This is a genomic window from Xanthomonas sp. NCPPB 2250 (genome assembly GCF_056725265.1).
The window spans coordinates 1,183,291-1,208,173 of sequence record NZ_CM161520.1; the positions used below are offsets into that span (position 1 = coordinate 1,183,291).

Genomic DNA, 24,883 nt, shown 5'->3' on the forward strand with positions numbered 1-24,883 from the left:
TCCCCGCCGTGCCGCGCGTGCAGGTTCCGGCGCCGGCGCTGTCGGCGGCAGGCGAGGTGCCGCTGACCACGCTGCCCGGCGTCGGTCCCAAGCTGGCGGAGAAATTCGCCGCGCGCGGCCTGTACACCCTGCAGGACCTGTGGCTGCACCTGCCGCTGCGCTATGAGGACCGCACCCGCCTGACCACGGTGGCGGCGCTGCAGCCGGGCGTGCCGGCGCAGGTCGAGGGGCGGGTGCAGGCGGTGGATCGCGGCTTCCGCTACCGGCCGATGCTGCGCGTGGCGGTGGCCGACGACTCGCGCGGCACCCTGGTGCTGCGCTTCTTCCAGTTCCGTGCCGCACAGGCAGCGCAGTTCGCGGTCGGCGCGCGCTTGCGCGCCTTCGGCACGCCCAAGCCGGGCCAGCACGGGCTGGAGTTCGTGCACCCCAGCTACCAGATCCTCGGCGAGGGCGACGACGCGGCGTTGGGCGATCGCCTGGATCCGGTGTACCCGGCGGTGGAGGGCGTCGGCCCGGCGACCGTGCGCCGGCTGATCGGCCAGGCGCTGGACCGGCTGCCGGAGGAGGCGGCGCTGGAACTGCTGCCGGCGTCGCTGCTGAGCGAGCTCGGCCTGCCGTCGCTGCGCAGCGCGCTGCTGGTCGCGCACCGGCCGCCGCCGCAGGCCGACCTGGCCGCGCTCGCCGCCGGCCTGCATCCGGCGCAGCAGCGCCTGGCGCTGGAGGAACTGCTCGCGCATCACCTGAGCCTGCGGCGCCAGCGCATCGCCATGCAGTCCCAGCCGGCGCCATCGCTGCGCGGCCGCGGGCTGCTGGCCAAGCGCCTGCAGCAGTCGCTGCCGTTCAAACTCACCGGTGCACAGCAACGCGTGTTCGCGCAGATCCGCGCCGACCTGGAGCGGCCAGCGCCGATGTTGCGGCTGGTGCAGGGCGACGTCGGCAGCGGCAAGACCGTGGTCGCCGCGCTGGCGGCGATGCTGGCGGTGGACAAGCGCAAGCAGGCGGCGCTGGCGGCGCCCACCGAACTGCTTGCCGAACAGCATCTGGCCAACCTGCGTGGTTGGCTCGAGCCGCTGGGCGTACGCGTGGCCTGGCTGGCCGGCAAGGTCACCGGCAAGGCGCGCAGCGCGACCCTGGCGCAGATCGCCTCGGGCGAGGCGCAGGTGGTGGTCGGCACGCATGCGCTGATGCAGGAGGCGGTGCGCTTCCACGACCTGGCCCTGGCCATCGTCGACGAGCAGCACCGCTTCGGCGTGCACCAGCGCCTGGCATTGCGCGACAAGGGCGCTTCCGGCGCGGGCGTGCCGCACCAACTGGTGATGACCGCCACGCCGATCCCGCGCACCCTGGCGATGGCGGCGTATGCCGACCTGGACGTCTCCTCGATCGACGAACTGCCGCCGGGGCGCACGCCGGTGCAGACCATCGTGCTCAATGCCGAGCGCCGTCCCGAGCTGGTGCAGCGCATCCGCGTGGCCTGCGCCGAAGGCCGCCAGGCCTACTGGGTCTGCACCCTGATCGAAGAGGCCGAGGACACCGAAAAATCCGCGCAGGGCGGTGCCGGCAACCGGCTCGAGGCCAGCGCCGCGCAGGCCACCTTCGAAGCGTTGTCGGCGCAGTTGCCGGAACTGCGTGTGGGCCTGGTCCACGGACGCATGAAGCCGGCGGAGAAGCAGGCGGCGATGCGCGCGTTCAAGCAGGGCGAAATCGACCTGCTGGTCGCCACCACCGTCATCGAGGTCGGCGTGGACGTGCCCAACGCCTCGCTGATGATCATCGAGAACGCCGAACGCCTGGGGCTGGCGCAGCTGCACCAGCTACGCGGGCGGGTCGGGCGCGGCGCGGCGGCGTCGAGCTGCGTGCTGATGTACCAGGCGCCGCTGTCGGCGATGGCACGGCAGCGCCTGGAAACCATGCGCCAGACCAACGACGGCTTCGTCATCGCCGAGAAGGACCTGGAACTGCGCGGCCCCGGCGAACTGCTCGGCACCCGCCAGACCGGCCTGGCCGCGTTCCGCGTGGCCGACCTGGCCCGCGACGCCGGCCTGCTGCCGCGCGTGCACGCCCTGGCCGACCGGCTGCTGGAGGAGGCGCCGGTCCTGGCCGATCGCATCGTCGCGCGCTGGGTCGGTGGGGCGGTGCGGTTCGCCGGGGCGTGATGGGGCGGGGATTCGGCATTTGGGATTGGGGATTCGCAAAAGCGGCATTGCCACGTCTTTGTTCGTAGGGCCGGCTTTGACCGCGATGAGGCTGTCCCGGTAATGCCCGGTCGCGGCTAAAGCCGCTCCTACAACGGAGAGAGCGGTGATGCTGCTTCTAACGAATCCCCAATCCCCGCGCCTTCCCATGCCTGCCCGGCAGTGCCAGACTCGGCGGCCGAATGGACGAGCGAAGCGACGCATGAGCGACAAGATTCCCCTGTTGATCGATACCGACCCCGGCGTGGACGATGCGCTGGCGCTGCTGATGGCGTTCGCCGATCCGCGCCACCAGGTGGTCGGGCTGACCATCGCCGCCGGCAACGTCGGCCTGCGCCACACCGTGCGCAATGCGCTGAAGCTGTGCGAAGTGGCCGGGCGCGAGGACGTGCCGGTATTCGCCGGCTGCGCCGATCCGCTGCTGCACCCGTCGGTGGACGCCGGGCACGTGCACGGCCAGGACGGTTTCGGCGACGTCGACCTGCCGCCGGCTGCGCGCGGCGCCGAGGCCGAGCATGCCGCGCTGGCGATCCTGCGCCTGTCGCACCAGTATGCCGGGCGCCTGCTGCTGGTCGCGCTGGGGCCGCTGACCAATATCGCGCTGGCGCTGAAGCTGGATCCGACCCTGCCGCAGCGCGTCGGCCGCTTCCTGGTGATGGGCGGGGCGATCACCTGCCACGGCAACATCACCCCGGCCGCCGAATTCAATATCGCCTTCGACCCGGAAGCCGCGCACATCGTGTTCAAGGCGTTCCCGCACATCGAAGTGGCGGATTGGGAGGCGACCGTGGCGCACGGCCTGCCGCACCGCGAGGTCGAGCAGTGGCTGGCGGTGGATGCACCCAAGGCGCGCTTCTACGAGCTGATCTCGCGCAAGACCCGGCTGTGGTCGGAGGACGCGCGCGGCGAGCACTGGTATGCCGCCGACGCGCTGGCGATGGCCTGGGCGCTGCAGCCCGACGGCGCCGAGGAGGTGCAGTCGCGCCCGATGCAGATCGAGCTGTCCGGGGTGCATACCCGCGGCGCCACCCTGGTCGACTGGAACCGCCAGCTGGGCCTGGCGGACAACGCGACCATGCTCATCCGCTACGACCACGCGCGGTTCCTGGGCCTGGCCCGCACGGCGGTCGGCGCCGGCTGAGCCTGGCGGTCCCGCCCGATTCCAGGCGGGACCGCAGTAGTAGGGCAGCCTGTGAGCCGTCACCTCACTTGCCGTCACGTAAACGTTGCGTGCAGGGCAGGAGGGCTGTTATAGTTTCCCTCTTGTCCAGCAGCCACCTACGGTGCGAGCCCATGAAGGCCGACATCCATCCCCAGTACCGCGACGTCGTGTTCCACGATGTCACCTCCGATTTCAAGATCCTGACCCGTTCGACCATGTCCTCGAAAGAGACGGTCAAGTGGGAGGACGGCGAAGAGTATCCGCTGATCAAGGTCGAAATCTCCTCGGCTTCGCACCCGTTCTACACGGGCAAGCACAAGGTCATCGACACCAGCGGCCGCATCGACAAGTTCCAGAAGCGCTACGCGCGCTGATCGGAACCGTCGAACGGATGTAAAGCGACGGCCGCTTGCGCGGCCGTTCTGCTATCTGCTCCCCCCTCCCGGCGTTGACGCGCCGGTGTCATCCTTCCGTGAAAGTGCGGCGAGGATGCAACGCTGTGTCGCTTTCCTGCTGCCATCGTGCAACGTGGGTGGTGAGCGACGACGCAAATGCTGCTGTGCGATAATGGCGCGATCCGTGGCGATTGCCGTGGACTTCCTTCACGCGTCTGTTCGCAACGTAATCGGACAGGCGCCTTCCATCGAGGAGCGCACACTGTGTCCGATCTTGATCAGGTCACGTTGAACGCCGGCGACAAGTCGGTCGTTCTTCCGGTACTCAAGCCCACCCTGGGCAACGATTGCGTCGACATTTCCAAGTTGACCAAGGAGACCGGTCTCTTCACCTACGACTCGGGCTTCACCGCGACCGCCAGCTGCAAGTCGGCGATCACCTACATCGACGGCGACAACGGCGTGCTGCTGTACCGCGGCTACCCGATCGAGCAACTGGCCGAGAAGTCCAACTTCCTCGAAGTGGCCTACCTGCTGATGAACGGCGAGCTGCCCACCGCCGACGAATTCAAGAAGTTCGACCACGAAGTGACGCATCACACGATGATGCACGAGTCGCTGAAGAACTTCCTCGGCGGCTTCCGCCACGACGCGCACCCGATGGCGATGATGGCCGGTACCGTGGCCTCGCTGTCGGCGTTCTACCACGACACCCTCGACCTCAACGATCCGGAGCAGCGCCGCCTGGCCGCGATCCGCCTGATCGCCAAGGTGCCGACGATCGCCGCCGCCGCCTACCGCTACTCGATCGGCTGGCCGATCCGCTATCCGCGCAACAACCTCGGCTACGTCGAGCGCTTCCTGCACATGATGTTCGAGGTGCCGAGCGAGCAGCTGCAGATGAACCCGGTCGTGGCCAAGGCCCTGGACCTGCTGTTCATCCTGCACGCCGACCACGAGCAGAACGCCTCGACCTCGACCGTGCGTCTGGTCGGTTCCACCGGCGCCAACCCGTACGCCTCGGTCGCCGCGGGCATCACCGCGCTGTGGGGCCCGGCGCACGGCGGCGCCAACGAAGCCGTGCTGAAGATGCTGGAAGAGATCGGCACCGCCGACAACGTCGAGAGCGCCGTGGCCAAGGCCAAGGACAAGAACTCGAGCTTCCGCCTGATGGGCTTCGGCCACCGCGTGTACAAGAACTTCGACCCGCGAGCGAAGATCATCCGCGAGATGACCCACAAGGTGCTGGGCGAGCTGGGCGTCAACGACCCGCTGCTGGAAGTGGCGCTGAAGCTGGAAGAGGCGGCGCTGAAGGACGACTATTTCGTGCAGCGCAAGCTGTACCCGAACGTCGACTTCTACTCGGGCATCATCTACAAGGCGCTGAATATCCCGGTGGAGATGTTCACCGTGATGTTCGCCATTGCCCGTACCGCCGGCTGGGTCTCGCATTGGCTGGAGCAGCAGGTCGACCCGGAAATGAAGATCGGCCGTCCGCGCCAGATCTACACCGGCTACGACAAGCGCGACTACACCAGCGCCGACAAGCGCTGATCGACCGCCTCACGGCTGTCCGGAACGCCCCGCCTCGCGGGGCGTTTTTCGTTTGTGGCGGGGCCGAAGCAGGGAGGGAGATTGCAGCAGCCTGTCGCGCCGACTGCAGGCCGCGGCACGGGCGCCAGCCAGCGGCGCGGCGCCCACGACATGCTGACGCGGCGGTCCGCTCAGCCGGACTGGTAGTCGGCGATGTCCTGCTCGGTCAGCAGTTGCCGCAGTTGCGGCATCGAGGCGCGCCGCATCGGCTTCTCGTCCACCTGCGACAGCGGCGCCTGGCGCAGCGCGTCGTAGGGCAGCACGGTCAGGTCGAAGGTCAGCTCCTCGGCGGTGAACAGCCACACCGGGAAGTCCTCGCTACGCTCGCGGTCCAGGCGCAGGCGGCGGCTGCGCAGCTCGGCCGGGATCCGGTGTTCTTCGAGAAAACGTGCCACCGCCTCGGCATCGTCGCTGTGCAGGTGCAGTTGCACCGGGCTGTTGGCGTCGGCGGTGCCGTCGTGCACCGGTCCGGCCAGGCGTGGCGCGAAGGCGTGCAGGAAGTCCATCGCGCGCAGCGCCGCCTCGCGGCGCCGGCGCAGTTCGCCGGCATGGTCGGGGCCGGCGAACAGTCGCTGGTACTCGCGCAGCGCGTCCTCGATCTCGCTGTTGCGCGGCAGCGAGGCGTCGTCGTGGATGCCGAGCCGGTCGGCGGCCTTGAGCTTGGCCTGGTGGAAATCGCGGATGCCGCCTTCGGCCATCAGCCGGGCGGCTTCATGCGCCAGCCGGCGGCGGCGTTCGTGCGTGCGGGTCCGGGCGTGTTGCCGAGCGTGGTGCATGGTGCGCCTCCCCTCAAAGCCTGCCCCGACTGTACCGCAGCATTGCGAAATTCAGGTGTAGCAGGCGCCGCCGCCTGAGGCGGCGTCCGCCGGGGCGGGGGAACGCGACGCGATCAGAAGATGTCGAATGCCGCGTCGTCGGTCTTCTGGTCCTGCAGGCTTTCGTCGAACTGCTGGATGCGGTCCATGTCCTCGGTCTTGACCCATTCCGTGGCGCCGTTGAGGCTGACCTGGACCATGCCGCCCGGCGGGTCGTTGCGGGCGATCGGCTGGTCCTTCAGCGCGACCCGCATGTAGTCGATCCAGATCGGCAGCGCTGCCTTGCCGCCGTACTCGCGATAGCCGAGCGAGCGGTAGTCGTCGCGACCGACCCAGACGGTGGTCACGTACGGGCCGCCGAAGCCGGAGAACCAGGCGTCGCGATGGTCGTTGGTGGAGCCGGTCTTGCCGCCCACGTCCTCGCGGCCGAGCACCTTGGCCGCGGTGCCGGTGCCGCGCTGGACCACGTCGCGCATCATCGACACCAATTGATAGGCGGTGCGCTCGTCGATCGCGCGCGGCGCCACCTTGGCCTCGGGGTCGGCGGGCTTCTCGGCTGCAGCCGCCGTAGCCGCGGGCTCTGCCGGCTTGGCCGCCGGCGGCGGCGTGGCCGCGCCGAAGTTGAAGCCGTCCACCACCTGGCTGACCGGTGCGGCGTTGCCGCCGACGCTGCCGCAGCTGCGGCAGGCGGTCAGCGGATGCTCCTGGAACAGGACATTGCCGTCGCGGTCGGTGACCTTGTCGATGATCCAGGTGTTGACCAGCGAGCCGCCGTTGGCGAACACGGTGTATCCGCGCGCCACCGACAGCGGGGTCAGCGAGGCGGTGCCCAGCGACATCGACAGGTTCGGCGGCAGTTCGGCTTCCTGGAAGCCGAACTGGCTGATGTACTTGCGCGCGAAGTCCACGCCGATGGCGTCCAGCAGGCGCACCGAGACCAGGTTGCGCGACTGCACCAGCGCTTCGCGCAGGCGCATCGGGCCGCGGAAGCCGCCGCCGTCGTTCTGCGGCGACCAGGTCTTGCCGCGGCGGTCGCGGAACACCACCGGCGCGTCGAGCACGATCGAGGCCGGGTTGAAGCCCTTCTCGAACGAGGCCGCGTACAGGAACGGCTTGAAGCTGGAGCCTGGCTGGCGGCGCGCCTGGGTGGCGCGGTTGAACTTGTTGCCGGCGTAGCTGAAGCCGCCGACCATGGCGCGCAGCGCGCCGTTGTTGGCGTCCAGCGACACCAGCGCGGCCTGGCCGCGCGGGATCTGGGTGATCTCCCATTCGCCTGGCTTGTCGCCTTCCTGGATGCGCACCAGGTCGCCGCGCTTGAGCAGGGTGGCCGGGCTGCGCCCGGTCCAGCGGCTGGCGGCCACCGGCAGCACCAGCTCGGTCTTGTTGGCGAGCACCACGGTGGCGCTGCCGTCGCTGCCGGTGCCGGCGACGATGCTGGGCAGCATCCCGCCCTGCGCGTAGACGCCGCTCAGGTGGCTGGCCAGGGCCGCCGCATCGGCAGTGGCCGGGACGTCGAAATGCTTTTCCACCCCATGCCAGCCGTGGCGGCGATCGTAGACGACCAGGCCCTGGCGCACGGCATGGTTGGCGGCGGCCTGCAGGGTCGCATCGATGCTGGTGTAGACGTGGTAGCCCTTGTCCAGCACGTCGCCGCCGAAGCGCGCGATCATCTCCTGGCGCACCAGCTCGGCCACGTACGGAGCCTCGACCTCGACCGGGCGCTCGTGCGGCGCGGCGTGCATCGGCACCGCCTTGGCCGCCTCGGCCTCGGCCGGGGTGATGAAGCCCAGTGCGGCCATGCGGCTGAGCACGTAGTTGTCGCGGCGCTGCTTGGCGCGCTCGGGGTTGCTGATCGGGTTGCCGCTGGAGGGGAACTTGGGGATGCCGGCCAGCGAGGCCATCTCGTCCAGGCTCAGCTCGTTGAGCTTCTTGCCGTAGTAGTACTCGGCGGCGGCGGCGACGCCGTAGGCGCGGTTGCCGAAGAAGCTCTTGTTGAGATACAGCTCGAAGATCTCGTCCTTGGTCAGCTCGGCCTCGATCTTGCGCGCCAGCAGGATCTCCGCCAGCTTGCGGGTGTAGCTGTATTCCGAGCTCAGGAAGAACTGGCGCGCCACCTGCTGGGTGATGGTGGAGCCGCCCGGTACGCGCTTGTCGTTGGTGGTGGCCAGCAGCCACACCGCGCGGGCGATGCCCTTGTAGTCGACCCCGCCGTGCTCGTAGAACCGGGCATCCTCGGTGGCCAGGAAGGCCTGCTTCAGCCGCTCCGGCACGTCCTTCATGGTGATGGGGTAGCGCCGGGTCTCGCCGAACAGCGCCATCAGCTTGCCGTCGCTGGAGTAGACGTACATCGGCTCCTGCAGTTCGACCTTGCGCAGGGTCTGCACGTCCGGGAGCTTGGAGGAGACGACGTAGTACAGCCCGCCTGCCACGGCGGCGCCGACCAGGCCAAGGAGGACGAACAAGACCAGCGCCCAGCGCAGCCAACGACGAAAACGGGGCATCGCGAGAGATTCCGATTGCAGATTTCTTGGGCGCAGAGTATAGAGTACGCCGGGGAACGGCTGGGGCCGGTTCCGGGGATGCGACGGGTTTGCTGCCGCAGGTCATGCCGTGACACGGATCGCGACATGCAACCGGGCGGTTGCCAATTGCAAAAAATTTGTTATTAATGCGCTGGCGCAACATTGGCGTCCAAGTGCCCGCCGGCAGGGGAAAATCCGTGGGGCTTATCCCAAAGAGTCAGCAACCGCTGATCGGCATCGACATCAGCTCGACCGCGGTCAAGCTGCTGCAGCTTTCGCGTAACGGCAACCGGTTCCGGGTCGAGCATTACGCCGTCGAACCCTTGCCGCCCAATGCCGTGGTCGAAAAGAACATCGTCGAGGTCGAGGCGGTGGGCGAGGCGATCCGCCGCGCCGTGACCCGTTCCGGCACCCGCGCCAAGCATGCCGCGGCCGCCGTGGCAGGTTCGGCGGTGATCACCAAGGTGATCCCGATGCCGGCCGAGCTGGACGAGAGCGAGCTGGAAGCCCAGGTCGAGCTGGAGGCGGTGAACTACATTCCGTACCCGATCGACGAAGTGAACCTGGATTTCGAGGTGCTGGGCGTCATCCCCAACAACCCCGAGATGGTGCAGGTGCTGCTGGCCGCCTCGCGCTCGGAGAACGTGGAACTGCGCCAGTCGGCCCTGGAGCTGGGTGGGCTGGTGGCCAAGGTGATGGACGTGGAGGCCTTCGCGGTCGAGAACGCCTTCGCGCTGGTGGCCAGCGAGCTGCCAGTGGCCGCCGACGGCATCGTCGCCCTGGTCGACATCGGCGCCACCATGACCACCCTCAATGTCCTGCGTGGCGGGCGCAGCCTGTACAGCCGCGAGCAGGTGTTCGGTGGCAAGCAGCTGACCGACGAAGTGATGCGCCGCTACGGCCTGACCTACGAAGAAGCCGGCATGGCCAAGCGCCAGGGCGGGCTGCCGGAAAGCTACGAGGTCGAGGTGCTGGAGCCGTTCAAGGAAGCCACGGTGCAGCAGATCAGCCGCCTGCTGCAGTTCTTCTATGCCGGCAGCGAATTCAACCGGGTCGACCACATCGTCCTGGCCGGCGGTTGCGCCGCCCTGGCCGGGTTGCCGGAAATGGTGGAGGAGCAACTGGGCGTGGCCACCGTGGTCGCCAACCCGTTGGCGCAGATGACCCTGGGCCCGAAGGTCCAGGCGCATGCGCTGGCCCAGGACGCGCCGGCGCTGATGATCGCCACCGGCCTGGCGCTGAGGAGCTTCGACTGATGGCGAAGATCAATCTGCTGCCCTGGCGGGCGGAACGGCGCAAGCAGCGCGAACGCGAGTTCTATTCGATGCTTGGCCTGGCCGCGTTCGCCGGGGTGCTGCTGGCGGGACTGATCTGGTTCTACTACGACCTGCAGATCAGCGGCCAGAACGAGCGCAACGCGTATCTGCAGGCCGAGATCGAGAAGGTCCAGGCGCAGAACAAGGAAATCGACACCCTCGACGAGAAGAAGCGCCGCCTGCTGGCGCGCAAGCAGGTCATCGAGGAGCTGCAGGCCAAGCGCTCGCAGATGGTGCACCTGTTCGACTCGCTGGTGCGGACCATCCCCGACGGCGTGGTGCTGACCTCGGTGAAGCAGGAAGGCGACATGCTGACCCTGGAGGGCCGCTCGCAGTCCAACGCCCGGGTCAGTACCTACATGCGCAACCTCGAGGGCTCGGGCTGGATGACCAATCCGGAGCTGACGGTGATCGAGGCCAAGGCCCAGGAGAAGGAAGCCAAGGGTCCGATCGTCGATACCAAGGCGCTGCCGTACGTGTTCACGCTGCGGGTCAAGCTGCCGGTGCCGGGCGAGAGCACCGATCCGGCCGCCGCCGGGACGGCACCTGCGGCTGCCGCTGCGCCCGGAACCCCTGGCGCAGCCCCCGCTGGCGGCGCGCCTGGCACGCCTCCTGCGCAGGCCCCGGGCGCTCCTGCGCCTGCACCTGCCGCGGGCAGCCCTGCCGCACCGGCGCCGGCCACCGCGCCGGCACCCGCCGCCACGCCAGCGAAACAGGGACCGGCGTCATGAGCAAGAAATTCAACATCAAAGAGCTGGATTTCAACAACATCGGCAATTGGCCGCAGCAGGCCAAGATCGTATTTTGCGTGCTGGTGACCCTGTTCATCCTGACCCTGTCGTGGTTCCTGCTGATCAGCAGCAAGAGCGACGAGTTGCAGGCGCTGGAGCAGAAGGAAACCGACCTGCGCGCCTCCTTCGAGAAGGAGCAGAGCCGTGCGGTGAACCTGCAGCCGCTGAAGCAGCAACTGGTGCAGATGGAGCAGGTGCTGCAGCAGATGCTGCGACAGCTGCCGAGCAAGACCGAGATGCCGGACCTGATCATCGACATCTCGCAGACCGCGCTGTCCAGCGGCCTGACCAACGAGTTGTTCCAGCCGGGCCCGGAGTCGCCGAAGGAGTTCTACGCGGAGAAGCCGATCGCCCTGCGCATGGTCGGCAGCTACCACCAGTTCGGCGCCTTCGTGAGTGGCGTGGCCTCGCTGCCGCGGGTGGTGATCCTGACCATGCACGACATCAACCTGAAGCCGCGCGACAAGAGCAACGGCATCACCGCGCGCGGCGAGCTGGAGCTGTCCGGTACGGTCAAGACCTATCGCTACCTGGACGACAAGGAAATGGCCGAACAGGAACAGGCCGCGGCGGCCGCGAAGAAGGCCGGCAAGCAAGGCGGTGGCGCATGAGCCGGCGGCATCGGGTGGTCAGGATGCTCGTTGCGGGCGCGCTGGCGCTGGTGCTTGGCGCTTGCGGCCGCACCATCACCAGCACGCCGGGTGATGCGCCGAACCTGGAAAACTGGGTGAAGGAAGTGCGCGCGCGACCGGCGCAGCCGCTGGAGCCGTTGCCGGTGATGCAGCAGTTCGAAACCTTCGAGTATGCGGCGCAGGGCCTGCGCGATCCGTTCAGCGATGCCTGGGCCAGTCCCGACGGCAGCAGCGGCCTGCGCCCGGATCCGAACCGCCGCAAGGAACCGCTGGAACAGTTCCCGCTGGACAGCCTCAACATGGTCGGCACGCTGGGCAGCGGTGCGGGCCAGGTCGCGCTGGTGATGGCGCCGGACAAGGTGACCTACCGCGTGCGTCCGGGCGTGTACATGGGGCAGAGCGATGGCCGCGTGACCGGGGTGCACGAGGATCGCATCGATTTGATTGAACTGGTGCCGGATGGCGCCGGCGGCTGGCTGGAACGTCCCGCCTCCGTCGCGCTGGACGATCAATGATTGATTATGGGGATAGCACGATGACTTTTTCCAAAGCCCTGAGCCTGCGCCCCATCCGGCGTCACGCGACGATGCGGCTATGCGCGTTGGGGTTGGCGGCGATGCTCGGGAATGCGGTCGTCGCCAGTGCGGCGCCGCCCGCCGCGCCTGTTGCTGCGTCTCCCGCACCTGCGGCGGCGCCGGCCAAGCTCACGGTGTCGAAGATCGACTTCAAGCGCGGCGACGGCGGTGCGGGACGGCTGATCCTGTCCTTCAACGGCACCGGCGCCAGCCCGGACCTGCGCACCCAGGGCAACAGCGTGGTGGTCGATGTCGGCAACGCCACGCTGCCGCCTGAGTTGCAGCGTCCGCTCAACGTCACCGACTTCGCTACCCCGGTGCAGCGGATCGATGCCAAGCCCTATGCGGGCGGCGCCGAGCTGGTGCTGAACACCAATGGCGCGTTCGAATCGCTGGCCTACCAGTCGGGCAACGAATACGTGGTCGAGATCACCCCGCGCGCCGCCGCGCCGGCGGTGGGCGCGGTCACCGCGACCACGGTCAGCCAGGCCGCCGCGCAGGTGGCCGCCCGCGGCTACAGCGGCAAGCCGGTGACCTTCAACTTCCAGGACGTGCCGGTGCGCACGGTGCTGCAGTTGATCGCCGAGGAGTCCAATCTCAACATCGTCGCCTCCGATACCGTGCAGGGCAGCGTCACCCTGCGCCTGGTCAATGTGCCGTGGGACCAGGCACTGGACATCGTGCTGCGCGCCAAAGGCCTGGACAAGCGCCGCGACGGCAAGGTGATCTGGGTCGCGCCGCAGCAGGAGCTGGCCAAGTTCGAGCAGGACAAGGAAGACGCGCGCATCGCGATCGAGAACCGCGAGGACCTGATCACCGACTACGTGCAGATCAACTATCACAGCGCCACGGCGATCTTCAAGGCGCTGACCGAGGCCAAGGGCATCGGCGGTGGCGGCGGTGGTGGCAGTGGCGGCTCGGGTGGCGGCGGCAGCAGCCAGAACGACAATGGCTTCCTGTCGCCGCGCGGGCGTCTGGTTGCCGACGAGCGCACCAATACGCTGATGATCAGCGACATCCCGAAGAAGGTCGCGCAGATGCGCGAGCTGATCAACGTGATCGACCGCCCGGTCGACCAGGTGCTGATCGAGGGACGCATCGTCATCGCCACCGATACCTTCGCACGCGATCTGGGTGCCAAGTTCGGTGTCGGCGCGACGCGCACCTATGGGGACAATGTCGCTACGGTCGGAAGCAACGCGGCTGGCGGCGGCGTCAATACGCGTGGTCTCAACGTCGATCTGAGCGGTCCGACCTTCACCAGCGCGCAGACCCTGCCTAGTCTTGCCTACACCCTGCTCGGCAAGAACTTCAATCTGGATCTGCAGCTGTCGGCATTGCAGGAAGAAGGGCGGGGCGAAGTCATTTCCAATCCGCGCATCGTGACCTCCAACCAGCGCGAAGCGGTGATCAAGCAGGGCAAGGAGATCGGCTACGTCACCATCACCGGCGGCACCGCTGGCGCTGCCCCCACGCCGAATGTGCAGTTCAAGGAAGTGTTGCTGGAGCTGAAGGTGACCCCGACCATCACCGACGACAATCGTGTGTTCTTGAACATGAGCGTCAAGAAGGACGAAGTCGAGCGTTTCGTGGTCCTACAGGGCTACGGCACCATTCCCGAGATCAACCGCCGCGAGATCAACACCGCTGTGCTGGTCGACGATGGGCAGACGGTGGTGATCGGCGGTGTCTACGAGTTCAACGACCGCAGCAGCATCTCCAAGGTGCCGTTCCTGGGCGACGTGCCGTTCCTGGGCAATCTGTTCAAGAAGCGTGGTCGCAACAAGACCAAGGCCGAATTGCTGATCTTCGTGACCCCGAAGGTGATGCACGTGGCCAAGCGCGCGCCAGCCTGAGCTGCCTCAAGCAGGTCGGATTCTTCGACGGGAGAGGCGCAAGCCTCTCCCGTCGGCGTTTACGCCCATCGATGAGGAAATCCTGAATTCGCAGCACGCGGCGCCCGCCGTGCACGGAACCATTTTCACCGGCGATCGGTCAGACTGCGCAAATGAACACTCCATCCCCGACCCTCGATTCCCCGCCGGCCGCGCCCGAGCAGCAGCGCCTGCACGCCGCGTTCGTCGCCCTGCGCGACGGCCTGTCCCAGACCATCGTCGGCCAGTCGGCGCTGGTGGAGCGCCTGCTGATCGCCCTGCTCGCCGATGGCCATCTGCTGGTCGAAGGCGCGCCCGGCCTGGCCAAGACCACCGCGATCCGCGCCCTGGCCTCGCGCCTGGAAGCCGATTTCGCCCGCGTGCAGTTCACCCCCGACCTGCTCCCGGCCGACCTCACCGGTACCGAGGTGTGGCGCCCGCAGGAGAGCCGCTTCGAGTTCCTGCCCGGGCCGATCTTCCATCCGATCCTGCTCGCCGACGAAATCAATCGTGCGCCGGCCAAGGTGCAATCGGCCCTGCTCGAGGCGATGGGCGAGCGCCAGGTCACCGTCGGCCGGCACACCTATGCGCTGCCGAAGCTGTTCCTGGTGATGGCGACACAGAACCCGATCGAGCAGGAGGGCACCTTCCCGCTGCCGGAGGCGCAGCTGGACCGCTTCCTGATGCATGTGCGGATCGGCTACCCGGAAGCGGCCGCGGAAGCGGAGATCCTGCGCTTGGCGCGCGAGCGCGCCCGCGAGACGCTGGAGGCCGGCGAGGCGCCGCCGCCGCGCATGCCGCTGGAAGACGTGTTCGCGGCACGCCGTGCGGTGCTGGCGCTGCACATGGCACCGCCGCTGGAGCGCTATCTGATCGAACTGGTGCTGGCCTCGCGCGATGCCAGCGGCTACGACGTCGCGTTGGCGCGGCGCATCGCCTGGGGCGCGAGTCCGCGCGGTTCGATCGCATTGGAGCGGTGCGCCCGCGCCCGCGCCTGGCTGGCCGGGCGCGATTTCGTCACGCCCGACGACGTGCGCGCGGTCGCCGCCGATGTACTGCGCCACCGCGTGCTGCCCAGCTACGAAGCGACCGCCGAAGGCTGGGATGGCGATCGTCTGGTCGCGGCGCTGCTGGACAAGGTGCCGCCGCCGTGAGCGTATGCCGCCAAGTACGGCGGTTTCCCGCCGCCCGCCTCCGCGCGGAGTAACGACGATGGCACCGCAGCCGACCGCGCCGGGCACGCCGCACGCTGCCGCGCCGGCCGAGGCGGGGATCCGTCCCAGCCTGGCCGAGCTGATGGCCCTGCGCGCCGCGGTCGCACGCATGCCGCCGCCGCGCCGAGGCCGCCATGGCCTCAGTGGCGCCGCCCCGTCGCCGATGCGCGGGCGCGGCATGGAGTACGCCGAGTCGCGCGAGTACGTGGCCGGCGACGACGTGCGGCACATCGACTGGCGGCTCACCGCGCGCAGCGGCCGCACCCACACCAAATTGTTCCAGGCCGAGCGCGAACGGCTCAGCCTGATCGTCGCCGACACCGCGCCATCGCTGTACTTCGGCACGCGCGTGCGCTTCAAATCGGTGCAGGCGGCGCGTGCCGGGGCGGTGGCGGCGTGGGCGGCGCAGCGCCAGGGCGATCGCCTTGCCGCCTTGCGCGGCAGCCGCAGCGAAGCGCCGGTGCCGCCCGCCGCCGGGCCGCGCGGCGTGCTGCGCGTGCTCGATGCGCTGGCACGCTGGTATGCGCAGCCGCCGCAGGACGATGCCGGCCTGACCATCGCGCTGGATCACGCGGCCAAGCTGCTGCGCCCGGGATCGCGCCTGACCGTGCTGGCCGATCCGGCCAGTGCGCAGGCCGTGCCCGCCGCGCGCTGGGCCGGGCTGGCGCTGCACAACGAAGTGGAGTTGCTGCTGCTCGCCGATCCGCTGGAAGTGCATCCGCCACGCGCCGCCCTGCCGTTCTGGGCAGGCGGCCGCCGCGTGGAGGTGGATCTGCTGGCGAGCACCGCGCAACAGCGCTGGCGCGCGCAGTTCGTGCAGCCATTGGAAACCCTGGCGGCGGAACTGCCGGGCCGCGGCGTACAGGTGCGGGTATTGCTGAGCGACGCACCCAGCGAGTCGTGGTTGCTGCCGGTGCAACGGGGGGCGTCGGCGTGAGCCCGCAGCAATTGCCCCTGCGCGATGTGCATCTGCCGCCGGCACCGGCCTGGTGGCCGCCCGCACCGGGCTGGTGGATGCTGGCGGCGGTGCTGCTGCTGGCGATCGGCGTGGCGCTGTTGGTATGGATGCGCCGGCGCCGGCGCGAGCAGCGCTGGCAGCGCCAGTTCGATGCGGCAACGCGTGCGGGCGAACCGCCGGCGCAGGTGGCCGCGGTCTCGGAGTTGCTCCGGCGCGCGGCACAACGTCGCGATCCCGCCGCGGCAGTGTTGCAGGGAGAGGACTGGCTGCGGTTTCTGGATGGTGGCGAGAAGCGCCAGGCGTTCTCCACCGGCCCGGGCCGTGTGTTGCTCGACGGCGGCTACCGGCCCAGCGTGGACCCGGCGCAGGTGCAGGCGCTGCTGCCGCTGGCGCGGCGCCGCTTCCTGGCGTTGATGGCGGCGCGGCGTGGAGGACGGCGATGAGCCTGGTGTCGTCGTCGTGGCAGAGCCTCAGCGACCTGCTGGCCGGCTTCGCCTGGCCGTGGATGTGGCTGGCGATGCCGCTGCCCCTGCTGGCCAATCTGCTGCTGCCGGCACGGCGCGGCAATGCGCCGGCCTTGCGCGTGCCCTATGGCGAGCGCCTGCAGGCCGTAGCCGCCGCGCCGGCACGCGGCGGGCTGTGGCGCGCCAGCGTGTGGCTGGCCTGGCTGGCCTGGTTCTGCCTGTGCGCGGCGGCGGCGCGGCCGCTGCAACTGGGCGAACCCATCGCGCCGCCGCAGCAGGCGCGGCAGCTGATGCTGGCGGTGGATCTGTCCGGCAGCATGAGCGAGCCCGACATGACCCTGGGCGGGCGCGTGGTCGATCGTCTGACCGCGGCCAAGGCGGTGCTGGCCGACTTTCTCGATCGCCGCGATGGCGACCGCATCGGCCTGCTGGTGTTCGGCCAGCAGGCGTATGCGCTGACCCCGTTGACCGCGGACCTGGCTACGGTGCGCGACCAGTTGCGCGACAGCGTGGTCGGCCTGGCCGGACGCGAGACCGCGCTGGGCGATGCGATCGCGTTGGCGGTCAAGCGCCTGCGCGAACAGCGGCAGGGCGAGCGGGTGCTGATCGTGCTGACCGATGGCGTCAACACCGCCGGCGTGCTCGATCCGCTGAAGGCCGCCGAACTGGCCAAGGCCGAACACGTGCGCGTGTACACCATCGCCTTCGGCGGCGATGGCGGCATGTCGCTGTTCGGTCTGCCGATCCCCGGCAGCGGCGGCGACGACCAGGTCGACGAGGACACGCTGCGCAAGATCGCGCAGGACACCGGCGGGCGCTTCTTCCGCGCCCGCGACACCACCGAGCTGGCCTCGATCTATGCCGAACTGGACCGGCTCGAGCCGGTACGTTCGGCCGGTCCGGCGGTGCGGCCGCGGATCGAGCGCTACGCCTGGCCGCTGGCCGCGGCGCTGGCGCTGGCCTTGCTGTCCTTCATCTGGCCCTGGAGGCGGCAATGACCCGCGTGACGGAGTTCCTCCAGGCCCTGCACCTGCTGCGCCCCGAGTGGCTGTGGGCGCTGCTGTTGCTGCCGTTGCTCGGCTGGAGCTGGTGGCGCCGGCGGCGGCGCCGCGACATCTGGCGGCGCACGGTGGACCCGCACCTGTTGCCGCATCTGCTCGCGCGTGGCGATGCCAAGGGCAGCGCTGGCCTGTTGCTGGGCGCGCTGGGCTATGCGCTGGCGGTGCTGGCGCTGGCCGGACCGAGCTGGCGCCAGGAACAGCAGCCGCTGTGGCAGGCGCGCACGCCGTTGGTGATCGCGCTGGACCTGTCCGCGCAGATCGACGCGCGCGACCTGCCGCCGTCGCGGCTGCTGCAGGCGCGGGCCAAGCTGGCGCGGCTGCTGCACGAGCGCGCCGGCGGCGAAGTGGCCTTGCTCGCGTATGCCGGCGAGCCTTACACGGTGGCGCCGCTGACCGACGATGCGGCGAACGTGGGCCTGTTCCTCGACGCGCTGTCGCCGCAGGTGATGCCGGTGGCGGGGCAGCGCACCGACCTGGCGATCGATTGGGCGGCGCAACTGCTGCGCCAGGCCGGCTTCTCCCGCGGCGACATCCTGGTGCTCAGCGACCAGGCCGACGCGCAGGCGCAGCAGGCCGCGGCGCGCGCGGCCAGGCAGGGCTATCACGTGTCCGCGCTGGGGCTGGGCACGGCGCAGGGCGCCGCCTACCGCGACGACCAGGGCCGGCTGTCGCACGCGCAGCTGGATGCGGGCGCGCTGCGCGCGCTGGCGGAAGCGGGCGCGGGCCGCTACGCGACGTTGACGCCCGACGATACGGATCTGCGCGCGCTGGGCGTGCTGCGGCCGCAGGAAGCGGACGCCACGGCGGCCGACGAAAGCCATGGCCGCGTGTGGCTCGATCAAGGCTATTGGCTGCTGCCGCCGCTGATGCTGCTGGCCTTGCTCGCGTTCCGTCGTCGCGGTGGCGCCGCAGTGTTGCTGCTGGTGTTGGCGCCGCTGGCGATGCCGCTACCGGTGCATGCGCAGGCTCAGGTGCCAGCGCCTGCACCGGCACCGGCACCGGCATCGGCATCGGCATCGGCATCGGCATCGGCACAGACGCCGGCACTCGGTCCTGTCGCAGGCGGGTGGTGGGAACGTGCCGACCAGGTCCGCCAGCAACGGCTCGACGCAGGCGTGCAGGCCTACCGCAAGGGCGATTTCGCCGCCGCGCAACAGCAGTTCGAAGGCATCGACAGTGATGCCGGCTGGTACAACCTCGGCAATGCGCTGGCGCGGCAGGGCCGTTACGACGAGGCGATCGACGCCTATGACAAGGCGCTGAAACTGCATCCGCAGATGGCCGATGCGATCGCCAACCGCGCTGCGGTGGAGGCGGCGCGCAAGCGTCAGTCGTCGCAGGACTCCAAGTCCGGCCAGCAGGGCAAGGACGGCCAGCAGCAGAAGAGCGGGCAGTCGCAGAACGGCCAGCAACAGAACGGTCAACAGCAAAACGGTCAACAGCAGGCGGGTCAGCAGCAGAACGGCGCCCAGCAGAACCCGCAGCAGAAGAACCAGCAGCAAAACGGTCAGCAGCGCGACGGCCAGCAGGGGCGCGATGGCGCCAAGGACGCGCGGCAGGCGCCGCCGAAGCCGGGCGATGCGCAGGCGCAACAGCAGGCCGATGCGGCGCAGCGCCAGCAGATGCAGCAGGCGATGGCACAGCAGGGTGGCGCCGACAAACAGGCCGCCGAGCGCGCCGCTGCCGCCGCGAACGAGACGCCGCAGCAACGCGAGCAGCGTCAGGCGGTCGAGGCGTGGCTACGGCGGGTGCCGGACGATCCGGGCAATCTGCTGCGCGCAAAATTCAGGCTGGAACACGAACGCAGGCAGCGGGAACAAGAACCATGATCCACTTCAAGCGACTCGGCCAGGGGGCACGCGTCTGCGCGGTGCTGATGGTGTTGGCCGCGCTGCTGCTGGCGCTGCCGGCGGCGGCCGCCACGCGCGCGTGGCTGGATCGCGACAACGTCGGCGCCGGCGAAGGCGTGACCCTCAACATCGAGACCGACCAGGCGGCGGCCACGCCGGACTACACGCCCCTGCGCGCGGATTTCGCGCTCAGCAACGAGGTCAAGAGCCGGCAGATGCAGATCGTCAACGGCGCGGTCTCGTCGAAGTCCTTGTTCGGCGTGATGCTGACGCCGCGCAGCACCGGCACGCTGGAGATTCCGTCGCTGCAGGTCGGCAACGAACGCACCGCGCCCTTGCGGCTGGAGGTGGCCGCGGCCAGTGCCGCGGTGCCGGCCACCGCCAATGCCGATGTGCCGGCGCAGGTGGGCAATGCCGACGTATTCGTGCAGACCGTCGTCGACGATGCGCGGCCCTATGTGCAGCAGAGCGTGGGCGTGGTGGTGCGGCTGTATCTCGGTGTGCCGCTGAGCTCGGGCGAGCTCGACCTGGACGCGCCGGCCGGCGCGTCGCTGCAGCGCGTCGGCGACGACATCCAGAACCGCCGTCAGATCGACGGGCGCATGTACACGGTGGTCGAGCGGCACTACCTGCTGGTGCCCGAGCGCAGCGGCTCGCTGCTGTTGCCGGGCGCGCGTTTCAGCGGCCGCGGCCCCACCGGCTTCTTCGACGACTACTTCGGCCGCGGCGGCGAACTCAATGCGCGCGGCACCGCGCAGACCCTGCAGGTGCGCGCGCAGCCGGCCAATGCGCCGCAGCCGTGGCTGCCGCTGCACGAACTGCGCCTGCGCTACACCGCCACGCCGCAGCGTGCCAAGGCCGGGGAGGCTGCCGACATCGTGGTCGAGGCCACGGCACGTGGTGCGACCCAGGCGCAGTTCCCCGAACTGCCCACGCCCAGTGTCGATGGCGCGCAGGTGTTCGCCGAGCCGCCGCAGGTGCAGGAACGCTTCGTCGACGGCGGGCCGCAGGTGACCGTCAGCCGTCGCTACTCGATCGTGCCGCAGGCGGCGGGCCCATTGCTGGTGCGCGGCCTGCGCATGCCGTGGTGGGACGTCGGCGCCGGCGCTGCGCGCGAGGCCAGCCTGCCGGATCTGACCCTGCAGGTGCAGCCCGGACAAGGCGTGCCTGCGCCGGCCCCCGCCCCGGTCACCCCCGCGGCGCCGACGCTGAGCGCGGTCCCCGCCGACAACGCGGTGGCGCCGACGCATACCCTGCGGGGATGGCTGGCCTCGTCGCCGCTGTGGATGGCGCTGGCCGCGGGCTTTGCGGTGCTGTGGCTGGCGACCCTGGTCTGGGCCTGGCGCCGCTTGCGCCGTGCACGCGGCGTTGCAGCGCTGCCGGGCTCGGCGCCCAACGCTGCGCCGGCTGCGGCATCGGCGCCCGCGACTGCGCGCGCCGCATTGCCGGAATTGCGCAAAGCGCTGGACAGCGGCGGTCTGGACGAGGTCGTCGCGATCCTGTGCGCGCAGGCCGGCGTCGCCGATCTGGATACGGTGGTGCAGCGTCTGGACGATCCGGCGCAGCGCGACGCGGTGCTGCGCATGCAGCACGCACGCTGGGGCGGTGGCGGCGATGTGACCGGGGCGCGCGCCGCGTTGCGCGCGGCGTTCGCGTCGGGGCCGCGCTGGCGCGTCGCCACGCGCGGTGCGGCGGAAGACGATCTGCCGCCGTTGTACCCGACGCGCAAGGCTTGAGCGGGGGCGTGCAGCCAGGCTCGATCTTGCGATCGCGGGATCGTGGCTCGCCAGTCTTGGGGGGTGCCATCCGACGTTGCAGGTGAGACGCGGCAAGCCGATGCGCGCATCGCGCAGCCTGTGTCGTCGGGTGATGGTCGATGTCTGCTCATGGTTTGTTAAGCTGAGTGCTCCTTTTCGCAAGGCGTACTCATGACCGACACCCCCGTGAAGGCCGAAACCGGCATGCCGTTGCACTGGAAAATGGCGATCGGCTTCGTCCTCGGGCTGGTGCTGGGGCTGGCGGTGCACATGAGCGTGGGCGGTGATGCGGCCTGGGTGCAGGCGCTGACCAAGTACCTGACCACGCCGTTCTCCAAGCTGTTCCTCAACCTGATCTTCATGCTGATCGTGCCGCTGCTGTTCTCGGCGCTGGTGATGGGCATTTCGGAGATGGGCGACATCCGCGCGCTTGGCCGGATCGGCTGGAAGACGCTGGGCTACACGGTGGTGCTGTCCGGCGTGGCGGTGCTGCTGGGTCTGGTCCTGGTCAACGTGCTCAAGCCGGGCATCGGCGTGGATCGCGAGCTGGCGCAGCAACTGCTGCAGCAGAACGTGGAGCGTACCGCGCAGATCGTCGATCAGAGCAGGCACCAGCCGCACGGCATGGACATGCTCTTGTCCATCGTGCCGGACAACGTGATCGAAGCCGCGTCCAGCAACGGCGCGATCCTGTCGCTGATGTTCTTCGCAGTGATGTTCGGCGTGGGCATGGTGCTCAGCGAAGACGCCAAGGTGGCGACGCTGCGGCGCGGCATCGAGGGTGTGTTCGAGATCTCGATGACCCTGATCGGGCTGGTGATCCGCCTGGCGCCGTATGCGGTCGCCTGTTTCATGTTCAACCTGGCGGCGCTGTTCGGCTTCGAGCTGCTGGTGCGGCTGGGCGCCTACGTGGGCGTGGTGGTGCTGGCGCTGGGCCTGCACATGGTGGTGAGCTACGGCGTGGCGGTGCGCCTGGCCGGGCGCTCGCCGCTGTGGTTCTTCCGCGCCACCCGCGAGGCGACGGTGATGGCGTTCTCCACCGCGTCCAGCAACGCCACCCTGCCGACCGCGCTGCGCGTGGCCGACCAGATGGGGCTGCCGCACAAGGTCTCGCGCTTCGTGCTCACCGTCGGCGCCACCGCCAACCAGAACGGCACCGCGCTGTTCGAGGGCGTGACGGTGATCTTCCTGGCGCAGTTCTTCGGCGTGGAGCTGAGCATCGCGCAGCAGTGCATGGTGATGCTGGTGTGCATCCTCGGCGGCATCGGTACCGCCGGCGTGCCGTCCGGCTCGCTGCCGGTGGTGGCGCTGATCTGCGCGATGGTCGGCGTGGACCCGGTCGGCATCGGCATGATCCTGGGCGTCAACCATTTCCTGGACATGTGCCGCACCGCGCTGAACGTGACCGGCGACCTAGCGCTGACCACGCTGGTGGCCAAGGGGGAGGATGGCGGGGATTAGGGAGTCGGGATTGGGGATTGGTGAAGGCGGCAGTGTTGCGGCCTGACGGGCCACGCGTCAGCCGCGATGGGGGTTTGCTGGCAATGGCCCGTCGCGGCTGAAGCCGCTCCTACGTCATCTCAGGCGTCCAGCCGATGACGCTCCGAATCCCCAATCCCCAATCCCCAATCCCCGCCTGTGGGACAATAGTGGGCCCGACGCCACGCGCCCGCTTCCGACAGATCCCTCATGACGACGCCTACCCGCCGCGAACTCGCCAACGCGATCCGTTTCCTTGCCGCCGATGCGGTCGAGGCCGCCAATTCCGGCCATCCCGGCATGCCGATGGGCATGGCGGACATCGCCGAAGTGCTGTGGAACGACTTCCTCAGCCACAACCCGAACAATCCGCACTGGTTCAACCGCGACCGCTTCGTGCTGTCCAACGGCCATGGTTCGATGCTGCAGTACGCGCTGCTGCACTTGTCCGGCTACGACCTGCCGATCGAGGAGCTCAAGCGCTTCCGCCAGCTGCACAGCAAGACCGCCGGCCACCCGGAGCGCAGCGAGACCCCGGGGGTGGAGACCACCACCGGTCCGCTCGGCCAGGGCTTCGCCAACGCAGTCGGTTTTGCGCTGGCCGAGAAGTTGCTGGCGCAGCGCTACAACCGCCCCGAGCACCAGATCGTCGACCACCGCACCTGGGTGTTCATGGGCGACGGCTGCATGATGGAAGGCGTGTCCCACGAGGCCGCCTCGCTGGCCGGCACCTGGGGCCTGGGCAAGCTGGTCGCGTTCTGGGACAACAACCATATCTCCATCGACGGCAACACCGCCGGCTGGTTCAGCGACGACACCCCAGCGCGGTTTGAGGCCTACGGCTGGCACGTGATTCGTGATGTCGACGGCCAGGACGCCGACGCGGTCAAGGCCGCGATCGAGGCGGCGATCGCCGAGAGCGAGAAGCCGACCCTGCTGTGCTGCCGCACCACGATCGGCTTCGGTGCGCCGACCAAGGCCGGCAAGGAATCCTCGCACGGTGCCGCGCTGGGCAAGGAAGAACTGGAAGGCGCGCGCAAGGCGCTGAACTGGCCGTACGCGCCGTTCGAGATTCCGCAGGAAATCTACGACGGCTGGCGCGCCGGCGGTGCCGGTACGTTGCGCCAGGCCGAGTGGGAGTTGGCCTTCGACAAGTACGCCAAGCAGTACCCGGCCGAAGCCGCGGAACTGACCCGCCGCTCGCATGGCGAGCTGCCGGAAGACTTCCTCGCCCAGGCCGACGCCTACATCGCCAAGCAGGCCGCCGAAGGCCAGACCATCGCCTCGCGCAAGGCCTCGCAGATGGCGATCGAGGCGTTCGCGCCGCTGCTGCCGGAACTGGTCGGCGGTTCGGCCGACCTGGCGCATTCCAACCTGACCCTGTGGAAGGCCAGCAAGTCGGTCGCCACGGACGATCCGAACGCCAACTACGTGTACTACGGCGTGCGCGAGTTCGGCATGACCGCCATCGCCAACGGCCTGGCGCTGCATGGCGGCTTCATTCCGTTCGACGCCACCTTCCTGGTGTTCAGCGACTACGCGCGCAACGGCGTGCGCATGAGCGCGCTGATCCCGGCGCACGCGATCCACGTCTACACCCACGACTCGATCGGCCTGGGCGAGGACGGCCCGACCCATCAGCCGGTGGAGCACCTGGCGTCGCTGCGCTACATCCCCAACAACGACGTGTGGCGCCCCTGCGACACGGTGGAGTCGGCGGTGAGCTGGAAGGCCGCGATCACCCGCAAGGACGGCCCGAGCTGCCTGGTATTCAGCCGCCAGAACCTGCCATTCCAGGCTCGCACCGAGGCGCAGATCAAGCTGATCGAGCGTGGCGGTTACGTGCTGGCCGATGCCGAGGGCGGCACGCCCGACGTGATCCTGATCGGCACCGGTTCGGAGGTGGGCCTGGCGGTGGAAGCCAAGCAGGCGCTGGATGCCGCGGGCCTGAAGACCCGCGTGGTGTCGATGCCCTGCACCGACGTGTTCGATCGCCAGGACGCCGCGTACCGCGAGTCGGTACTGCCGTCGGCGGTGCGCAAGCGCGTGGCGGTGGAAGCCGGTGTCACCGCGTTCTGGCGCGCCTACGTGGGCCTGGACGGCGCCGTGGTCGGCATCGACAGCTTCGGCGCCTCGGCGCCGGCGAACGTGCTGTACAAGCACTTCCAGATCACCGCCGAGCACGTGGTGGCGGCGGCGAAGGCGCTGTAAGCCGGTTCCACGACAGGTG

Annotated in this window: 19 protein-coding genes; 17 read left to right on the forward strand and 2 right to left on the reverse strand. The window is 69.3% G+C overall.

From position 1 onward, the window contains the following. The first annotated feature begins 8 nt into the window (after positions 1–8). The 4 genes from recG to AC1PMG_RS04990 all read left to right on the forward strand — a co-directional run bounded on the left by recG (position 9) and on the right by AC1PMG_RS04990 (position 5,306). On the forward strand, positions 9–2,156 hold the full coding sequence (recG, locus tag AC1PMG_RS04975; RefSeq protein WP_481110853.1) for an ATP-dependent DNA helicase RecG: 2,148 nt from the start codon (positions 9–11) through the stop codon (positions 2,154–2,156). Between the two features lie 241 nt (positions 2,157–2,397). Then, on the forward strand, positions 2,398–3,336 hold the full coding sequence (locus tag AC1PMG_RS04980; RefSeq protein ID WP_481110854.1) for a nucleoside hydrolase: 939 nt from the start codon (positions 2,398–2,400) through the stop codon (positions 3,334–3,336). A gap of 152 nt (positions 3,337–3,488) precedes the next feature. Next, positions 3,489–3,731, forward strand: coding sequence for a type B 50S ribosomal protein L31 (locus tag AC1PMG_RS04985; RefSeq protein ID WP_010341537.1), 243 nt, complete (start codon positions 3,489–3,491; stop codon positions 3,729–3,731). A 285-nt stretch (positions 3,732–4,016) separates the two neighbouring features. Continuing rightward, positions 4,017–5,306 carry a citrate synthase gene (locus tag AC1PMG_RS04990; RefSeq protein ID WP_026143410.1) on the forward strand — a complete coding sequence of 430 codons (1,290 nt, stop codon included), beginning with the start codon at positions 4,017–4,019 and terminating at the stop codon, positions 5,304–5,306. A gap of 170 nt (positions 5,307–5,476) precedes the next feature. Here the strand turns inward: AC1PMG_RS04990 and AC1PMG_RS04995 are convergent, their stop codons facing one another. Both AC1PMG_RS04995 and AC1PMG_RS05000 read right to left on the reverse strand, forming a co-directional pair. Then, the gene (locus AC1PMG_RS04995; RefSeq protein WP_148830003.1) at positions 5,477–6,121 is read right to left on the reverse strand and encodes a hypothetical protein; all 645 of its coding nucleotides are present in this window, start codon (positions 6,119–6,121) and stop codon (positions 5,477–5,479) included. 113 nt (positions 6,122–6,234) lie between these two features. Then, positions 6,235–8,661 carry a penicillin-binding protein 1A gene (locus tag AC1PMG_RS05000; protein WP_148830004.1) on the reverse strand — a complete coding sequence of 809 codons (2,427 nt, stop codon included), beginning with the start codon at positions 8,659–8,661 and terminating at the stop codon, positions 6,235–6,237. 218 nt (positions 8,662–8,879) lie between these two features. On the opposite strand from AC1PMG_RS05000, the gene AC1PMG_RS05005 reads away from it, so the two are divergent. The 13 genes from AC1PMG_RS05005 (at position 8,880) to tkt (ending at position 24,864) form a co-directional block, all read left to right on the forward strand. Further along, on the forward strand, positions 8,880–9,938 hold the full coding sequence (locus AC1PMG_RS05005) for a pilus assembly protein PilM (RefSeq protein ID WP_017908825.1): 1,059 nt from the start codon (positions 8,880–8,882) through the stop codon (positions 9,936–9,938). Then, a complete protein-coding gene (locus AC1PMG_RS05010) occupies positions 9,938–10,729 on the forward strand; it encodes a PilN domain-containing protein (RefSeq protein ID WP_481110855.1) in 792 nt (263 codons plus the stop codon). The genes AC1PMG_RS05005 and AC1PMG_RS05010 overlap by 1 nt, the downstream gene beginning before the upstream one ends. Further along, complete coding sequence (locus AC1PMG_RS05015; RefSeq protein WP_342072835.1) at positions 10,726–11,400, forward strand: type IV pilus inner membrane component PilO; 675 nt, start codon at positions 10,726–10,728, stop codon at positions 11,398–11,400. Before AC1PMG_RS05010 ends, AC1PMG_RS05015 begins: the two co-directional genes overlap by 4 nt. Then, the gene (locus AC1PMG_RS05020; protein ID WP_342072834.1) at positions 11,397–11,936 is read left to right on the forward strand and encodes a pilus assembly protein PilP; all 540 of its coding nucleotides are present in this window, start codon (positions 11,397–11,399) and stop codon (positions 11,934–11,936) included. Before AC1PMG_RS05015 ends, AC1PMG_RS05020 begins: the two co-directional genes overlap by 4 nt. A gap of 20 nt (positions 11,937–11,956) precedes the next feature. Further along, a complete protein-coding gene (locus AC1PMG_RS05025) occupies positions 11,957–13,852 on the forward strand; it encodes a type IV pilus secretin PilQ (protein ID WP_481110856.1) in 1,896 nt (631 codons plus the stop codon). A 152-nt stretch (positions 13,853–14,004) separates the two neighbouring features. Further along, on the forward strand, positions 14,005–15,024 hold the full coding sequence (locus tag AC1PMG_RS05030) for an AAA family ATPase (RefSeq protein WP_481110857.1): 1,020 nt from the start codon (positions 14,005–14,007) through the stop codon (positions 15,022–15,024). A gap of 58 nt (positions 15,025–15,082) precedes the next feature. Further along, the gene (locus AC1PMG_RS05035) at positions 15,083–16,021 is read left to right on the forward strand and encodes a DUF58 domain-containing protein (RefSeq protein ID WP_481110858.1); all 939 of its coding nucleotides are present in this window, start codon (positions 15,083–15,085) and stop codon (positions 16,019–16,021) included. Beyond that, a complete protein-coding gene (locus AC1PMG_RS05040) occupies positions 16,018–16,485 on the forward strand; it encodes a DUF4381 domain-containing protein (RefSeq protein ID WP_481110859.1) in 468 nt (155 codons plus the stop codon). Before AC1PMG_RS05035 ends, AC1PMG_RS05040 begins: the two co-directional genes overlap by 4 nt. Further along, positions 16,482–17,504: a vWA domain-containing protein gene (locus AC1PMG_RS05045; RefSeq protein WP_481110860.1), complete on the forward strand. Its 1,023-nt coding sequence runs from the start codon at positions 16,482–16,484 to the stop codon at positions 17,502–17,504. The genes AC1PMG_RS05040 and AC1PMG_RS05045 overlap by 4 nt, the downstream gene beginning before the upstream one ends. Next, the gene (locus tag AC1PMG_RS05050) at positions 17,501–19,396 is read left to right on the forward strand and encodes a vWA domain-containing protein (RefSeq protein WP_481110861.1); all 1,896 of its coding nucleotides are present in this window, start codon (positions 17,501–17,503) and stop codon (positions 19,394–19,396) included. Before AC1PMG_RS05045 ends, AC1PMG_RS05050 begins: the two co-directional genes overlap by 4 nt. Next, positions 19,393–21,153, forward strand: a complete 1,761-nt coding sequence (locus AC1PMG_RS05055) for a BatD family protein (RefSeq protein ID WP_481110862.1) — start codon at positions 19,393–19,395, stop codon at positions 21,151–21,153. Before AC1PMG_RS05050 ends, AC1PMG_RS05055 begins: the two co-directional genes overlap by 4 nt. A gap of 192 nt (positions 21,154–21,345) precedes the next feature. Next, positions 21,346–22,635: a dicarboxylate/amino acid:cation symporter gene (locus AC1PMG_RS05060; RefSeq protein ID WP_481110863.1), complete on the forward strand. Its 1,290-nt coding sequence runs from the start codon at positions 21,346–21,348 to the stop codon at positions 22,633–22,635. 228 nt (positions 22,636–22,863) lie between these two features. Further along, the gene (gene tkt, locus AC1PMG_RS05065) at positions 22,864–24,864 is read left to right on the forward strand and encodes a transketolase (protein ID WP_152181027.1); all 2,001 of its coding nucleotides are present in this window, start codon (positions 22,864–22,866) and stop codon (positions 24,862–24,864) included. Positions 24,865–24,883 lie beyond the last annotated feature (19 nt).

Bases quoted from the DNA above. Each gene is read 5' to 3' on its own strand.
- AC1PMG_RS04980 (WP_481110854.1), top strand. From the start codon at position 2,398: ATGAGCGACAAGATTCCCCTGTTGATCGATACCGACCCCGGCGTGGAC.
- AC1PMG_RS04985 (WP_010341537.1), top strand. From the start codon at position 3,489: ATGAAGGCCGACATCCATCCCCAGTACCGCGACGTCGTGTTCCACGAT.
- AC1PMG_RS04995 (WP_148830003.1), bottom strand. From the start codon at position 6,121: ATGCACCACGCTCGGCAACACGCCCGGACCCGCACGCACGAACGCCGC.
- AC1PMG_RS05000 (WP_148830004.1), bottom strand. From the start codon at position 8,661: ATGCCCCGTTTTCGTCGTTGGCTGCGCTGGGCGCTGGTCTTGTTCGTC.
- AC1PMG_RS05010 (WP_481110855.1), top strand. From the start codon at position 9,938: ATGGCGAAGATCAATCTGCTGCCCTGGCGGGCGGAACGGCGCAAGCAG.
- AC1PMG_RS05015 (WP_342072835.1), top strand. From the start codon at position 10,726: ATGAGCAAGAAATTCAACATCAAAGAGCTGGATTTCAACAACATCGGC.
- AC1PMG_RS05020 (WP_342072834.1), top strand. From the start codon at position 11,397: ATGAGCCGGCGGCATCGGGTGGTCAGGATGCTCGTTGCGGGCGCGCTG.
- AC1PMG_RS05025 (WP_481110856.1), top strand. From the start codon at position 11,957: ATGACTTTTTCCAAAGCCCTGAGCCTGCGCCCCATCCGGCGTCACGCG.
- AC1PMG_RS05030 (WP_481110857.1), top strand. From the start codon at position 14,005: ATGAACACTCCATCCCCGACCCTCGATTCCCCGCCGGCCGCGCCCGAG.
- AC1PMG_RS05035 (WP_481110858.1), top strand. From the start codon at position 15,083: ATGGCACCGCAGCCGACCGCGCCGGGCACGCCGCACGCTGCCGCGCCG.
- AC1PMG_RS05045 (WP_481110860.1), top strand. From the start codon at position 16,482: ATGAGCCTGGTGTCGTCGTCGTGGCAGAGCCTCAGCGACCTGCTGGCC.
- AC1PMG_RS05050 (WP_481110861.1), top strand. From the start codon at position 17,501: ATGACCCGCGTGACGGAGTTCCTCCAGGCCCTGCACCTGCTGCGCCCC.
- AC1PMG_RS05055 (WP_481110862.1), top strand. From the start codon at position 19,393: ATGATCCACTTCAAGCGACTCGGCCAGGGGGCACGCGTCTGCGCGGTG.
- AC1PMG_RS05060 (WP_481110863.1), top strand. From the start codon at position 21,346: ATGACCGACACCCCCGTGAAGGCCGAAACCGGCATGCCGTTGCACTGG.
- tkt (WP_152181027.1), top strand. From the start codon at position 22,864: ATGACGACGCCTACCCGCCGCGAACTCGCCAACGCGATCCGTTTCCTT.